Origin of the sequence: Paenibacillus stellifer (genome assembly GCF_000758685.1) — a bacterium.
In the GTDB taxonomy this organism is placed as follows: Bacteria; Bacillota; Bacilli; order Paenibacillales; family Paenibacillaceae; genus Paenibacillus_AQ; species Paenibacillus_AQ stellifer.
In genome coordinates this window covers 3188256-3202563 of the sequence record NZ_CP009286.1, presented here as the reverse complement: position 1 = coordinate 3202563, position 14308 = coordinate 3188256, and the positions used below count along the sequence as shown (strand labels likewise).

Annotated in this window: 14 protein-coding genes; 11 read left to right on the top strand and 3 right to left on the bottom strand. The window is 53.6% G+C overall.

Features of this window, described 5'->3' with window-relative positions:
* Positions 1-161: 161 nt before the first annotated feature.
* Positions 162-1691, top strand: coding sequence for a Ppx/GppA phosphatase family protein (locus tag PSTEL_RS14780; protein ID WP_038696417.1), 1530 nt, complete (start codon positions 162-164; stop codon positions 1689-1691).
* On the opposite strand, the gene ppk1 is transcribed toward PSTEL_RS14780, so the two are convergent.
* Entirely contained in the window at positions 1663-3750 is a 2088-nt protein-coding gene (ppk1, locus tag PSTEL_RS14775; RefSeq protein ID WP_038696415.1) for a polyphosphate kinase 1, read from the bottom strand. The two genes, PSTEL_RS14780 and ppk1, sit on opposite strands and share 29 nt — an antisense overlap.
* Before the next feature lie 452 nt (positions 3751-4202).
* Here ppk1 and PSTEL_RS14770 point away from each other — a divergent pair, with 452 nt between their 5' ends.
* Positions 4203-4853 (top strand): 3D domain-containing protein, encoded by a 651-nt coding sequence (locus PSTEL_RS14770; protein ID WP_342666505.1) that lies wholly within the window; start codon positions 4203-4205, stop codon positions 4851-4853.
* A 96-nt stretch (positions 4854-4949) separates the two neighbouring features.
* On the opposite strand, the gene PSTEL_RS14765 is transcribed toward PSTEL_RS14770, so the two are convergent.
* Positions 4950-5798, bottom strand: a complete 849-nt coding sequence (locus PSTEL_RS14765; protein WP_052098512.1) for a polysaccharide deacetylase family protein — start codon at positions 5796-5798, stop codon at positions 4950-4952.
* 144 nt (positions 5799-5942) lie between these two features.
* Here PSTEL_RS14765 and PSTEL_RS14760 point away from each other — a divergent pair, with 144 nt between their 5' ends.
* The 7 genes from PSTEL_RS14760 (at position 5943) to mobB (ending at position 11481) form a co-directional block, all read left to right on the top strand.
* Complete coding sequence (locus PSTEL_RS14760; protein WP_038696413.1) at positions 5943-6647, top strand: dihydroorotate dehydrogenase electron transfer subunit; 705 nt, start codon at positions 5943-5945, stop codon at positions 6645-6647.
* On the top strand, positions 6640-7608 hold the full coding sequence (locus PSTEL_RS14755) for a dihydroorotate dehydrogenase (RefSeq protein WP_084065102.1): 969 nt from the start codon (positions 6640-6642) through the stop codon (positions 7606-7608). Before PSTEL_RS14760 ends, PSTEL_RS14755 begins: the two co-directional genes overlap by 8 nt.
* Before the next feature lie 39 nt (positions 7609-7647).
* Positions 7648-7986 (top strand): prenylated flavin chaperone LpdD, encoded by a 339-nt coding sequence (gene lpdD, locus PSTEL_RS14750; protein ID WP_038696410.1) that lies wholly within the window; start codon positions 7648-7650, stop codon positions 7984-7986.
* 69 nt (positions 7987-8055) lie between these two features.
* Positions 8056-8724 carry a PspA/IM30 family protein gene (locus tag PSTEL_RS14745; RefSeq protein WP_038696408.1) on the top strand — a complete coding sequence of 223 codons (669 nt, stop codon included), beginning with the start codon at positions 8056-8058 and terminating at the stop codon, positions 8722-8724.
* Between the two features lie 100 nt (positions 8725-8824).
* Positions 8825-9331: a DUF4178 domain-containing protein gene (locus tag PSTEL_RS14740; protein WP_038696406.1), complete on the top strand. Its 507-nt coding sequence runs from the start codon at positions 8825-8827 to the stop codon at positions 9329-9331.
* Positions 9332-9550: 219 nt separating this feature from the next.
* Positions 9551-10813 (top strand): molybdopterin molybdotransferase MoeA, encoded by a 1263-nt coding sequence (locus PSTEL_RS14735; protein ID WP_038696404.1) that lies wholly within the window; start codon positions 9551-9553, stop codon positions 10811-10813.
* Between the two features lie 122 nt (positions 10814-10935).
* On the top strand, positions 10936-11481 hold the full coding sequence (gene mobB / locus PSTEL_RS14730) for a molybdopterin-guanine dinucleotide biosynthesis protein B (protein ID WP_052098508.1): 546 nt from the start codon (positions 10936-10938) through the stop codon (positions 11479-11481).
* A 219-nt stretch (positions 11482-11700) separates the two neighbouring features.
* On the opposite strand, the gene xerS is transcribed toward mobB, so the two are convergent.
* Positions 11701-12783, bottom strand: coding sequence for a tyrosine recombinase XerS (xerS, locus tag PSTEL_RS14725; protein ID WP_038696402.1), 1083 nt, complete (start codon positions 12781-12783; stop codon positions 11701-11703).
* A gap of 158 nt (positions 12784-12941) precedes the next feature.
* Between xerS and PSTEL_RS14720 the strand changes: the two genes are divergently transcribed.
* Positions 12942-13460, top strand: a complete 519-nt coding sequence (locus PSTEL_RS14720; protein WP_038696400.1) for a GNAT family N-acetyltransferase — start codon at positions 12942-12944, stop codon at positions 13458-13460.
* Between the two features lie 21 nt (positions 13461-13481).
* A complete protein-coding gene (locus PSTEL_RS14715) occupies positions 13482-14255 on the top strand; it encodes an SDR family NAD(P)-dependent oxidoreductase (RefSeq protein WP_038696398.1) in 774 nt (257 codons plus the stop codon).
* The last annotated feature ends 53 nt before the right edge of the window (positions 14256-14308 follow it).

Genomic DNA, 14308 nt, shown 5'->3' with positions numbered 1-14308 from the left:
AAGCGAACCAGCCGCTATCCGGAGGTCGTTTCGTCATCCCCGCTGCAATAACTTTGCTTGAACGAAAGATCAGCGTTTAGAAAAATGAAGGCCGTTTAAAATGTAAATATGCTGCAAACGGTTGTATAATAAGGCTCAGCGACATAAAAAGGGGACAAAATATGGATAACTACTTAAGCCGGGTGGGGATCATCGACATCGGCTCCAACTCGATCAGGCTGGTCATCTATGAAACAACGCCGGAAGGCGGGTTCCGGATTATCAAGGAATGCAAAAATTCGGCGCGATTAAGTGAAAAAATTACGAAGGACGGGCATCTTGAACACGAAGAGCTTCAATCGATAGTACCGGTGCTGCTGCAGTTCAAGAGCGTGTGCCGGATGTATGGCGCAGAGCGCATCCGCGTCGGAGCGACTGCGGCGATCCGCAATGCGGTCAATTCGGAAGAGATCGTGAAATACTTGTCGGAGCAGGCTTCGCTGCCCATTGAGATTGTAAGCGGTCATCAGGAGGCTTACTTCGGCTTTCTTGGCGTGATCAACGCCTTTGACGCACAGGACGGTTTTGTCATCGACATCGGCGGCGGGAGTACGGAAATTACATTGTTCCGGAACAGAAGACACGCCTACAGCATCTCTTTTCCCTTCGGAGCCGTCAACACCAATGTCATGTTCGGGCAGAACGGCAACTGGAGCGGAGAGCAGGTCCGGAAGCTGGAGAGCTATGTGCGGGAACGGCTGGAGGAATGCGAATGGTTGAAGGAGGGCAAGGGACTTCTGCTGTATGGTCTGGGCGGAACGATCCGCACCTTGGGCAAAATTGACCAGAAGCGGCGGAATTACTCGCTGCCCAATTCGCATGGCTACACCTTGTCTACCGAAACCGTGAAGAAGTTCATGGAGACGCTCCCGGCAATGCCATACGACAAGCGCAAAAATGTGGATGGCTTATCCAAGAGCCGTGCCGATATTATCGTGTCGGGTCTGATCATCTTTCATACTGTATACCAGTATATCGATGCGGGCGGGGCAGTCATCAGCGGCGAGGGCTTGCGCGAAGGAATGCTGCATGATTTGCTGGAGCCGGAGCACCCGGTCCGCCCAAGCGCCCTGGAGTATAGTCTCCGCACCATTCAGCTCCTTAACCGGGAAGCGTCGAGCTTCTTTCTGTATCCTGTCTACAAGCTGGCTGGGGCTCTGTTCGCTGCGCTAAAAGAGGACGAGCATACAGAAGAGCAGGAGATGCTGATTTACGTGTCCGTCATGCTGCACCGGCTTGGGGCCAACATCAACTATTATCAATCCAAACGCCACACCCAGTATTGGCTTATGAATTCGCCCATCCGCGGATTGACGCACCGTCAGCTTGTTCTCTGCGCCTTGATTGCTTCCTTCAGCACAAAAAGCCGGAAGCAGAAGCTGTCCGCCGAGCATAAGGACATTCTTCTCGCATCCGACGAGGATTGGATACACAAGCTTGGATCACTCGTGCAATTAAGCGCTGCGCTGGACGGCAGCGATATCGGAATCGAGCTGCAAATCAAGCCGGTAAGAAGAGGCAGCATGCTGGACATCGAGCTGATGGTAAGCGAACGCCCGCTTCTTCGGCTGGAGGAAATCGATAATGCGCTTAAAGCGTTCAAGAGCGCATGGGGGATTAAGGTTACTCTGATTTATACTTCCATTCACTAACCGCCATGGCCTCGAATTGGCTCCGATAAGGAGCCTCTTTGTCGTCCGGGCGTTCATAGTTCCCGCTTGGAGTCAGGAAGCTGGATTTCTGATTGTCCCGCAGCGACATTTGCAGAATCTCGACGACCTGCCCGCGCGTCTCTTTATCCTTCACCGGACACATTAATTCCACACGCCGGGTCAAATTCCGCGTCATCCAGTCAGCACTGGACATGTAGACCTCCGGATCTCCGCCGTTCTCAAAATAATAAATCCGGGAATGCTCCAGGAACCGGTCGACGATGCTTCGGACCGTAATATGCTCGCTCAGGCCTGGAACGCCCGGGCGCAGACAGCATACCCCTCGTACGATCAGGTCGATCGTAACGCCAGCAGCGTTGGCTTCATACAGATCGTCGATGACCTGCTGGTTCGACAAGGAGTTCATCTTGGCGATGACTCTGGCCGGACGCCCTGCGGCGGCATGCTCGCTCTCCCGCTGGATCAATCGCCGCAGATTGGTGCTCATACTGCTCGGCGCAACGACGATTGCGTTCCACTCCCGGTTCGAGGAATACCCGGTAATTTGATTGAACAGCTCCGAAGCGTCGAGGCCGATATCGTCATTTGAGGTGAAGAGACTGATATCGGTATACATTTTTGCGGTATTTTCATTATAATTGCCGGTGCCGATATGAACATAACGCCGCAGCTCGTTGTCTTCCTGGCGGACGATCAGCGTAATTTTGGCATGAGTCTTCAATCCGACAAGGCCGTAGACGACGTGACAGCCCGCCTGCTCCAGCTTCCGGGCCCAGGCGATGTTGCGTTCCTCGTCGAACCTCGCTTTCAGTTCCACCACGACTGTAACCTGCTTGCCCGACTCCGCAGCATGCGCAAGCGCTCCGATCAGCGGCGAGTTGCCGCTCACCCGATACAGCGTCATTTTGATCGCCATAACCTGATCATCTTCCGAAGCCTGGGTGATGAAGTCAATCATCGCCTCAAATGACTCATACGGATGGTATACGAGGACATCGCGTTTGGTTAATACATCAAAGAAATCTTCTGTCTCATCGAACTCGGCCGGATAGACGGGCTCAATCGGCGGATAGTTGAGATAACTGTATCCCTTGAGGCCTGAGGCGAACTGGCGGAAGAAGCCAAGATCAAGCGGACCGTCAATTTCAAAGGTAAAAATTTCGGTTTCAAATTCGGTCTGCAGCTGCTCCAGTGCGAACGGATGGATGCCTTTCTGGACCTCCAGCCTTACCGGAACGCCGCGGCGCCGTTTGCGGAGCTCCTTCTCAATCTCCTCCAGCAGATCCTCGGCGCCTTCCTCGTCAATGCTGAGGTCGGAGTTTCGAGTCAGCCTGAATTCGTTAACCGCAAGCGCTTGATAGCCGCTGAAGAGTGTTCCGATATGGGCTCTGATCACATCTTCAATAAAGATAAACTGGCGGCGTTTGCTGTTGGAACGGTGGGGGAGCGGAATGCACCGGGGCAGATTCGATGGAATCTGCAGGATGGCGAAGAACAGCTCGTCGTCATCTTGATCCTTCTTGCCCAGCACGACCGCCAGGTAGATGAACAAGCTGTGCACAAGCGGAAAGGGTCGGCTCTGGTCCACGGCCATCGGCGTCAGCACGGGAAAAATAATGTCCCGGTAATAGTCCTCAACAGCTGTCTCCTGGGCATGGGTCAAATCCTCATAATCCACGAAGACGATGCCTTCTTTATGTAAGCTGCGCGACAGATCGCGGAAAGAACGGTACTGCTCGTTCACGCTTTGGCCGACACGCTTATACAGCCGTTTGAGCAGACCGGAAGGGGTGTATCCGGTAAAATCCTTTTTGGTATAGCCCGCCCTGATCTGGTCCTGAATCCCTGCAACCCGAACGCTGATAAATTCATCGAGATTGCTTGATACAATACCGAGGAACTTGGCCCTCTCAAGCAGGGGGTTGTCCGGGTCCTGTGCCTCATGAAGGACTCTTCGGTTAAACTCGATCCAGCTGAGGTCCCGGTTCAGATAGGCGGCGGATGGACTGCTGTGATGTTTTTTCTCTTCTTCGCTCATGTTTCCTCCAAATTGGCTACCAGAATGAATATACTCCATTTTATCATATCGCCTGCATCGTATTCATTTTACCTTTTACCAGGGAATGAAATGTTAACGCAGTGTAAAATCGAAAAAAAAACCTGACATAAGAATTGCTGTCTTGCGGTGCGTGTTATCGGGACGGATATTTACCGGATATTACAAGGCCGGTTATTGTTGTGCAGCCAATCCATCCACATACTATAAATATAACAAATCTGACATGAAAAAAGCCGCTTATTATTCTATTTGAAACAAATTTCGGTAGAAAAAACTCAGTTTTAGCGTGCTTTTCACGCTTGTTGGAAGCATTTGTAAGTGCACTGGTTACAAAATTGTGATATATTCAAAACTGTTGAACGGGGAAACCAAAAAACCGCATTGCCGCAAGGAACCTACATAAGCTTGTGCGCAGTACTTAAGGAGGCACCATGATCAAGAACATCAAGACGGTTAAAACTGCAGCCGCCCTGCTCGGACTCAGCGTAATGCTGATGGCCGCGCCTGCTCATGCCGAGCGTATCCATGTCGCCGGAGATCAGACCACCTTTTACAGAGTCGCCCAAAAATATAGCGTCAGTCTGGAGCAACTGATGCAGGCTAATCCGGAAGTCGATCCACAGAACATATATCCGGGCCTGCGTCTGGTCGTTCCGGGCAGCACCGCCCTGGCCGGATCGGGAATTGCCAGTGCCGAATCAGCCAAACAGTCGGGCAGTCAAGGGAACAAGACAGTGGAAGCCTGGGGCAAGGTCTTTACCTACGACAAAACCGTGCAGGCTAAGGCTACCGCCTATTCTTCGGCTGCGAGCGAGAACGGACCTTGGGGTTCCGTCGACTATTTCGGCAATCCGCTGAAGCTGGGCACCATCGCCGTTGACCCTTCTATTATTCCACTCGGCACAAAAGTGCTGGTCACGGGGTATTCGCATCCCGGCCTGCCGAAGCAGGCATTTGTCGCCACAGCATTGGATACGGGAAGCGCCATTAAAGGCAACCGGATCGATATCTTCATTCCAGGCAGCCAGAGCTTTGTCTCGGAATTCGGATTTCAGAACGTGGAGCTCTATTTGATCAATTAAACAGGCATTGCAAAGCCGGACGGGCACAGACCGAGGCCGGCTTTTTTCAATATCAGGGCATAGCTGCCCAGCGTTCTTATTCATTAAAGCGTCCGCTTAAGATCGGCTTGCAGCGAGATGAAGGAGCTGGGGGACGGTTACGAAACTGTACCCTCTCTGGCGCAGGTTATTGATAATGTCGGGCAGGGCCTGAATCGTTCCCTTCAGATCGCTGCCTGCACCCCCGCCTCCATGCTGAAGAATGATTGCACCCCGACCGGCATGCGGCAAAATATTCGCTTTGACCCGTGCAGCCGACAGCCCTTTCCAGTCCTCGGAGTCGACATTCCAGTTGATAAAGGTATAGCCGTTAGCGGCGGCCCATTTCAGCTGCTGCTCGTTAACGTCGCCGTATGGCGGACGAATCAGTCTGGGCCGGATGCCGGTAATCCCCGATATTGTCTTCTCCGACCTCAAGATTTGTTTCCGGAAGCTCTGCAGATCAAGCTTGCTGAACTGTGGATGACTGTATGAATGATTACCGATGCTGTGCCCTTCGCGGACGATCCTCCGGACGAGTGCGGGATGCTTGGCTGCCCGGCTTCCCACCAGAAAGAACGTCGCCTTCACATTGTATCTCTTGAGGACATCCAAAATTACCGGGGTGAACCGGGGGTCCGGTACATCATCGAAGGTCAGGGCGATCTGCTTGACCCGGGGACCGTTTGTTTTGATCGCATTCGGATATTTACGGATCAGCTGGCTAAGGGTAAGGGGAGAGGAAGCAGCGGCTACCGGACGGGCTTCTGTTTTTGCCGGCTCCTTCCCGGACAGGTTCCACTCCCCAAAGGACGATGCTCCGGAAGAACGTTCTGCCGGAATATAACCGGAGCAGCCAGACATGCCGCAGACCAGTGTCAGGATTAAAACGGCCGTCAGCAAGCGAGCCGCTGGAAAAAATCTCATTACACGTTCTCCTTCCCGTAAAGGCGTTTCCGTCTATTATTTGTCTTTCACGCGAAAAACATTCAAAGGTGTGAAGAATATCACAGATTTTAAGTTTCTTCTCAGGCATGTTTAATAAGATAAAATTTGAAGGAGCTTGATAACGTGGGGACGGTTATTAGTAATGAACAACTGGCGGACAATGTTTACCATCTCCGGGTCGGCGGAGATTACAGCGGTGAAATGGGCCAATTCTATATGCTGCGGGCATGGGACAACTATCCGGTGCTGTCGAGACCTCTTAGCATCCATCAGGTAGGGGAAGACAGCATCGATTTCTTATATCATGTTGTAGGCGAAGGTACGGAGCTGTTCGCGAAGCTGACTCCTGGCGATCCTATTCAGCTGGAAGGGCCATTCGGCAGCGGCTTTCCCAAGGTTGAGGGACGGATCGCTCTGGTAGGCGGGGGAATCGGCATTGCGCCTCTCATGTACTGTGCCCGTGAGCTTCCGGGCTGCGACGTCTTCCTGGGATACAGCCGGGAGCCATTCGCGACTGAACAATTTCGTCCCTACGCTGATAAGCTGACGGTGGATGTCGGCGGCCTCATTCTGGACAGCGTCGATTTCAAGGCCTATGACCATGTGTTCGTCTGCGGGCCACACCCAATGCTCAAAGCAGCACAGCATAAGGCTGCAGCGGCCCAGTCGGAGGGCAGCCGGGTGAATGTGTACCTCTCATTGGAGAACCGGATGGCGTGCGGCATCGGAGCCTGCCTCGTATGCAGCGTATCGTGCAAGGACGGACAGCGGAAGGCATGTGCGGACGGACCTGTATTTTTGGCGGAAGAGGTGGTATTTCATGATTAGAACGGAAACGAGCGGAGCGGCGGATACGAAGCTTGATCTGAGCACTGTTATTGCGGGGGTTACCTTCAAGAATCCGATTGTGATGGCATCAGGAACCTTCGGGTTTGGACGGGAATATGCCAAGTTTTACGATGTAAATGAGCTTGGAGGCATTTCGGGCAAAGGTCTTACGCTGAATCCCAAAGCAGGGAACCCGGGCGTGAGGGTGTACGAGACACCTTCGGGCATGCTGAACAGCGTCGGTCTGGAGAATCCGGGCATTCATGCTTTTCTTAAGAAGGAAGGCGCCTATTGGGAATCGCTGGACACCGCAAGAATCGTCAATCTTGGCGGCAACACCTTTGAGGATTATGTTACCGGAGCGGAACTGATTCAGCAGGATGCCGACCGCCGGGCGGAGCATGGAACGAAAGCAGTGGATATGATAGAGCTCAATATTTCCTGTCCCAATGTAAAAGAAGGCGGCATCGCCTTCGGCATCCGCACCTGCGATGCCCGGGAGCTTGTCCGCGCCGTTCGCGGTGCGACGAGTCTGCCGCTGTCCGTCAAGCTGTCTCCGAACGCCGAAGACATCGCAGACATGGCCGCAATGTGCCAGGAGGAAGGGGCGGACGCTGTCTCCTTGATCAATACGATTTCCGGCATGAAGATCGATGTGCGGCGCAGACGGAGCGTATTCAATAATCTGTATGCGGGTCTGTCGGGCCCTGCCATCAAGCCGGTTGCGCTGCGCATGGTGCATCAGGTGGCGAAGAGAGTCAGCATACCGGTCATCGGCATGGGCGGGATCGCTTCCGCGACAGATATTGTCGAATTTATTATGGCCGGAGCCGCTGTCGTTCAGGTCGGCACCTATAATTTCATGAATATGCGGGCCGGACGGGACTTGCTAACCGGTCTCCGGCAGTTTATGATCGAAGAAAATATCTCTTCCCTGGATGAAATCCGCGGCATCATTTAAGTTCCGCAGTCATGCAGGTGCATGAAGGAGGGAGATTTCTTGCCTTCGGAAGCATTTGACCCTGAAGACATAGTCATCACCGATTTCGAGGTGGGGCGCGATCTTCTTCTGGTAATTACCGGCGGGGTCAGGCATATCGGGGCGGCCAGCATTGCATATCCGGATACGGGCGGCGTCTCCTCCGGAACCTCGGCGGTTCCCGGACACAAGGAGCATACGATCAGCGAGCGGATCGCCAGACAAGCCGCCGAGGCGCTTGGGCGAACCGTGACCGTTGTGATGGGCATCCATTACGACAATCTGACCAAGGAGCAAATATTTCGCGTGGTTGAGACGGTGGATCGCAAGGTGGATCAGTTTTTACGAAACAAAAAATGAAACGGATTCCGCTGACCTGCGTAAAACATATCAACAAGTTTAAAAACCATCTTTTGGAGGAATGAACATATGTCCATTTTTAAAAGATTGCGCGATTTAACGATGTCCAATATCAATGCGATTATCGACAAGGCTGAAGACCCGATCAAAATGACTGACCAATATATCCGGGATATGACCGAAGATTTGGAAGACGCCGAGAAAGCAGTCGCCGCCCAGATCGCGATTGAGAAGAAATTCAAGCAGCTGTACGAAGAGCAGGAAGCGCTTGTGAACAAGCGTAACCAGCAGGCCCACGCCGCCGCACAGGCGGGCAACGCCGATCTGGCGCGCCGGGCGCTGGAAGAGAAGAAGACGGCTGAAGGCAAGCTCGCCGAGTATAAGACGAGCTACGACCAGAACAAGGCTTCGGCTGACAATCTCCGCGACAAGCTGGAAGAGATGCGCAAGCAGCTCGGCCAGATGAAGAGCAAGCGCGAGACGCTGGTAGCCCGTTATAACGCGGCCAAGGCGCAGACTGAAATCAATAAGGCTATGAGCGGCTTCAGCTCCGACTCCGCAACAGCCGGACTGAAGCGCATGGAAGAGAAGATGCTGCAGGCCGAAGCCCAGGCGGAAGCAAGCAACGAAATGAGCAAAGGCACAAAGTCGCTTGACGACGAGTTCGAGCAGCTGTCGAAGGACCAGGGCGTTGAAGATGAACTGGCCGCTCTGATGAAGCAGTACGAGAAGCAATAAGAGCCTCCCGTCACGATATCGTGAAGGCGATAGGCGGGGAGAAGCGTTGAGTCGCTCTCCCCGTCCTTGTATGTACAAGGACCTGACAGGAGGAACGACCATGAGTATATGGAAACGTATTGGCAATCTGTTCGCCAAGGATGAACCGCTTCCCGCACCTAAGAGCGTGCTTCAGCTGTCGCCAGGCGATATTTGCGAGGTATCGCTTGTTAGTTATGAAGTGACTGGACGGGTCAGTAATTTCGGCCGAAACACAGCGCTGCTGACGCTTCGCGACGGAGCAGCGCTGGCCTATTTGCATGTGGAGCAGCGGGAAGAGCTGCGGTATGCGCTGTACAAGGCGATTGACGGCCGGATGGACAGCCTGGCCGAGGTTCCAACTACGATGGAGCTCGACGATATCCTCTACTATCTGGAGGAAGAGTACGAGGGCCATGTGGCGGTGACCGGTCAGACGCCTTTTATGAATGCGGGCGACCAGCATGTGTGGCAGTATCAGTCCGACGAAGGCCAGCTGCTTCGAATTGAGTGGCAGAACGGGCGGTTTATGCTGTACGAAGGGGAGAAGATTATTCCGGGCGACGTTCAGGTCATCCGGGCTTCCTAGAGCTTTTTAAGAAAGCCGATCGAACAAATGGATTTATCAATATATGACAGCGGGTATGTCATCAAGCGGGTATGTCATCAGACATGCCCGCTTTTTCTCGTTATCGGGAACATCTTTACAGGTTTGGGGACGATTATTCCGGTATGTTACAATGAAACGGATTCGGAGGGAAGCAGTACTAGGCGGGAGTTATTACTATGGGATAACGGAGGGATCGTCATGATGGAAGAGACCACCAAGAGCGGCAAGTTCGGCAGAAAAGTGGTTCAGGTGCATGAGGCTCAGCAGAAGCTTATGGCATATGCCTCTCCGCTGGAGATGGAGAACGTTCCGATCAGACAGTCGGCCGGACGCAGATTGGCGGAGGATATTACAGCGCCGCATCCCTTTCCGGCGTTCAATCGTTCCGGAATGGACGGCTACGCAGTCATTGCGGCGGATACGGGAGCGGCGAGAGACGAAGAGACCGTATGGCTCAGGGTTGTCGATGAAATTCCCTGCGGGTTCGTATCGGAAGCGAAGATTACGCCGGGTACGGCGGCGAGAATCATGACCGGAGCGCAGGTTCCGGAGGGAGCGGACGCGGTCGTTATGCTGGAGGCGACGATGACGCGTGAGGAAGATGGCGTGTCATGGGTTGGCGTACGCACGGTCATCCAGGCCGGGCGCAACGTCACGCCCCGGGGATTTGAAATCCGCAGCGGGGACAAGGTGCTGGAGGCAGGCCGGCAAATCACGGCCGGTGACATTGCCGTTCTGGCGGCCTTCGGCATCGCCGAGATTCCGGTGATCCGGCGACCCAAGGCGGCGATATTCGCGACGGGAAGCGAGCTGCTTGGAGTTGGCGACCCGCTCCAACCCGGCAAGATCCGGGACAGCAATTCGCCGATGCTGGAGGTGCTGATTCGGGAAGCGGGCGGCGAGCCGGTGATGCTGGGCGCCATCGCCGACGATCTGGAGCTTGCGCGCACGAAGGTGGAGATGGCGCTGGAAGCTTATGATCTCGTGATCACCATCGGCGGTGTGTCAGTCGGCGATTATGATATTATGGGCGATCTGATCCGTGAAGACCCGGATGGCATGCTCTTCAACAAGGTCGCCATGCGTCCCGGCAGCGTAACGACGGCAGCCGTTCGCGGCGGAACGCCTATCATCGCGCTGTCCGGCAATCCGGGCGCCTGCTTCGTCGGATTTCATCTATTCGCTTATCCGGTGCTGGCTGCGATGCAGGGTGCTCCATCTCCTTTTCTTCCCGAAGGAGTCGCGGTGCTGGCGAAGGACTACCAGAAGGTCAACAATTTTACCCGCTTCGTGAGAGCGCGTCTGGAGCTGCAGGATGGAGTTATGCACGCTTACCCGGCCTCTATTGATGAATCCTCGGTAATGGTCACGATCAAGGACAGCGACTGTCTGCTGGTCGTCTCGCCGGATGAGCGGGGACTCATCGCGGGCTCAAAGGTTCGCTTTATCAAGCTGCCATGATGAGGACGATGGAAGTCTCTTCTCGGCATAGGGAACGCTCTCTTAAACGCCACTGCGGGACAAGGCTTGCGACCAAAGGTAATGGGTCAAGCAGTCGCGTGCAGGGCAGAGTTCGTCCTTTATTGGGACAAGCCGCTAGGAGAGGCCGCAGACCTGCCGTCTGTCAAATTGTCGGTTATAAGAACAGGGGCAAGACGACGCTGATTGGCGCATTGATTCCGATTCTTCGCAGGCAGGGATTCAGCGTGGCTGTAATCAAGCATGACGTCCACGGCTTCGAGGCCGATCGGCCTGGAACGGACACCTGGCTTCATCGGGAAGCCGGAGCGGAAGCCGTGTCCATCACGTCGAATGAGAGCTCCTATGTCTGGGAGTCGAGAAGCAGAAGCTTGAAGGAACTCGTGAACGGTTTTGTCAGATATGATTATGTGCTTGTCGAAGGGTTTAAGGACGAGGACCTTCCCAAAATGGTTCTGATCCGGGAGCATGAGGATTTGGAGTTGCTCGTCCGTCTGAAAAATGTGAAAGCTGCCGTCTGCTGGCCGGATATGCTCGCGTTGAGCAAATTAGCCGCCTTGGGCTGCCCTGTGTTCGAAATCGGCGATCCGCAAGCGGTCGCGGGATTTTTACAGCAGCAACACAACTTATTATCGAATTACAACATATGAAAAATTCATAATAGAAAAACATAGATTGCAGCTCGTCCATCTTAGAGCGGTTCAAGCATCCAACGCCTATCTTGCCTACTTTTCCTCACAGTTAAAAGGCAGCATAAAGGCCGGATCGGCAAAAATAGGCCGTACCCTCTCGGTGCGGCCTGATTTCTAAGAAGCAGACTAAAGATTATCTGGGCGGATGCTAACTCAACTGTACGATTTGCTCCAACCTCAGGAATCCTGACGCCGCTCGATCGCCTCAGACATCGTCTTGTCTGTAAGATGCGCATAGACCTCGGTCGTCTCCGTGGAGGCATGCCCGAGCTGTTCCTTCGTTTTGTAAATATCATTTTGAAGATAATAGTCGGTTGCAAAAGAATGCCGGAGCTTGTGGACCGTCAAATACGGCTTGCCGAACCGCTTGGCGTATTTGATGATCATTTCCTGAATTGCCCGCTTCGTCATGCGCTTGCCCTCATTGCTTCCGTTGGGCTTCGCGACGAACAGCGCCTTTTCCTTCTTCGGTGTGCTGTACCTTGTCTGTCTGAGAGTTAAATAGGCCATCAGCTCGTCCTTGGCCTGCTCCCGGAAATATACCGGAGTCTTAAAGGTCTCATCGTTGTTGCCCTTGCGGAATACATACAGCAGCTTGTTATTAGGGTCCAGATCATCCACGTTCAAATTGACGACTTCAGATACGCGAAGACCGGAATTGAGAATCAGGCTGGCAATGCAGGCGTCCCGTTCACGATTGAGCTGAAAAGCGTAATACGCCTGCTTATTGTCCTCAACGTCCTTGCCATAGCCCTCCAGAATATATCCGACGAACTCCAGCAGCTCATCCTCCTCCAGAATTTTGCCCTTCAGCTTGGCGGCTGTATCTTTTGGCTTGTGAACACGTTTGATCTCTACCTTGGCCATGACGTTTCGTTTGAGCAGCGGGTAGAAATTTTCATCCTCGGCAATCTGACTTAGGTAATGAAACAATGAGCGCAGCGCGGACAGCTTGCGGGATACCGTAATTCGTGAATTGGCGCTCTCGGCCCGCGAGGTCAGATGGAGACGGTAGCCGGTGATGCTGTCCATATGGAGCGTCTCCAGATCGAGCAGCGTAATTTCAGCGTTGGAAGACGCCTGCGAGATGCCCTCAGCGCGCAGCCATCCGAAGAACGACTCATAATCGCGCACATATTCCAGCAACGAGGAAGGCGAAAGATCGGGGAGCTTGTAATTGATGAACTGGCGGACGAACCAGGGCATGGCCGGCAGCTTCAGATCGAGCTTCTGACGGTCGCTCCATTTTTGAATGCTCATGAGGTCACCTTCTTCCGATAAAAATCGTAATGCACTCATTTTAACATGTTTCGCTTCGGATTACTTTTTTAAGAGCCTGCCTTGTCGCCTTGCTCCTTGGATAGCAAAGTTATATCATGTGTAAGAAACACAAAAAGCGACTAGCAGAGGTGACTCCAATGGAACTTGGACTTGAGCTTGTTCCCGCCGAGCGAAAAGCGATTATCAGCAGATTGATGCAGTTCTATCTGTACGATTTCACCCGCTATCTGGAATTGGATGTGGACCGGGAAGGTGCTTTTCCCGCTTATCCGGGGCTTGAAGCCTACTGGAACAGCGGCCACAATAAATTTGCCTATTTAATCACCTGCAATGAGCGGCCTGCGGGCTTTGCGCTGGTGGACAGGCTCCTTCGCAGCAAGGAAGGCGAGTTCTATATGACCGAGTTTTTTGTGATGCAGAAATACCGCCGATTCGGCGTCGGCACTTGGGCTGCCCACCGGCTGTTCGACATGTTCCAGGGGGACTGGAAGGTGTCGCAGATCCGCGCCAATACACCGGCCAGAACGTTCTGGCACAAGGTAATCAGCGAGTATACCGGTGGAGTTTTTGAGGAGAAGCATAATTCCCAGCAGGGCAATCCGAGCCAGTATTTCAGCACGCTGCACGCCGGCAAATCCGGTAGAGTCAATAAATAACAGGATCGTGGAGGGGAAACCATGTACTTGCCATCTTTCAATCTGCAGGGTAAAAAAGCGCTCGTCACCGGAGCGGGAAAAGGAATCGGGCGCGCGCTTGCCGTCGGCCTGGCTGAAGCCGGATGCGACGTCGCGCTGCTCTCCCGTACACAGAGCGATCTTGAGGCTACAGCGGCGCTAATTGCCGAGCATTCGTCGTCCCGGAGCTTCTGCTACCCGGCCAATGTCACGAGCCGCGAGCAACTGGAGGATGCCATTAACCGCGCTTCCGCCGATTTGGGCGGACTGGATCTCCTGGTGAACAACGCAGGGATGAATATCCGCACTCCCGCCATTGACGTGACCGATGAGGAATGGGAGATCATTATGTCCACCAACCTGAAGTCAGCCTTCATGGGCTCTCAAATTGCAGCCCGGATCATGAAGGAGCAGGGAGGCGGCAGCATCATTAATATTTCCTCCGTCGGCGGCCATACGGCGCTGCGCACAGGCGTTGTGTACGGTTCGACCAAAGCGGCCATGATCCAGATGACCAAGAATCTGGCGCTGGAATGGGCGCAATACGGCATCCGGGTCAATGCGGTAGGCCCGTGGTATTTCCGTACACCGCTGACCGAGAAGCTGCTGAATGATGAGGTCTACCTGAAACGGATTACAGACCGTACCCCGATGGGACGGGTCGGCAGTCTGGAAGAACTTGTTGGTCCGGTTGTGTTCCTAGCTTCGGATGCCGCCAATTATATGACTGGTCAGACTCTGCTTATTGACGGCGGATTAAGCATTTTCGGATTTTAGTGAGATTGGATTGAGGAACAAGATGTAACTTTTTCCAGAGATATTCCGTCTGG

Coding starts and splice junctions, on each gene's coding strand:
- PSTEL_RS14755 (WP_084065102.1), top strand. CDS start 6,640: ATGATTAGAACGGAAACGAGCGGAGCGGCGGATACGAAGCTTGATCTG.
- PSTEL_RS14735 (WP_038696404.1), top strand. CDS start 9,551: ATGATGGAAGAGACCACCAAGAGCGGCAAGTTCGGCAGAAAAGTGGTT.
- ppk1 (WP_038696415.1), bottom strand. CDS start 3,750: ATGAGCGAAGAAGAGAAAAAACATCACAGCAGTCCATCCGCCGCCTAT.
- PSTEL_RS14720 (WP_038696400.1), top strand. CDS start 12,942: ATGGAACTTGGACTTGAGCTTGTTCCCGCCGAGCGAAAAGCGATTATC.
- PSTEL_RS14740 (WP_038696406.1), top strand. CDS start 8,825: ATGAGTATATGGAAACGTATTGGCAATCTGTTCGCCAAGGATGAACCG.
- xerS (WP_038696402.1), bottom strand. CDS start 12,783: ATGAGCATTCAAAAATGGAGCGACCGTCAGAAGCTCGATCTGAAGCTG.
- PSTEL_RS14765 (WP_052098512.1), bottom strand. CDS start 5,798: ATGAGATTTTTTCCAGCGGCTCGCTTGCTGACGGCCGTTTTAATCCTG.
- PSTEL_RS14770 (WP_342666505.1), top strand. CDS start 4,203: ATGATCAAGAACATCAAGACGGTTAAAACTGCAGCCGCCCTGCTCGGA.
- PSTEL_RS14745 (WP_038696408.1), top strand. CDS start 8,056: ATGTCCATTTTTAAAAGATTGCGCGATTTAACGATGTCCAATATCAAT.
- PSTEL_RS14715 (WP_038696398.1), top strand. CDS start 13,482: ATGTACTTGCCATCTTTCAATCTGCAGGGTAAAAAAGCGCTCGTCACC.
- PSTEL_RS14780 (WP_038696417.1), top strand. CDS start 162: ATGGATAACTACTTAAGCCGGGTGGGGATCATCGACATCGGCTCCAAC.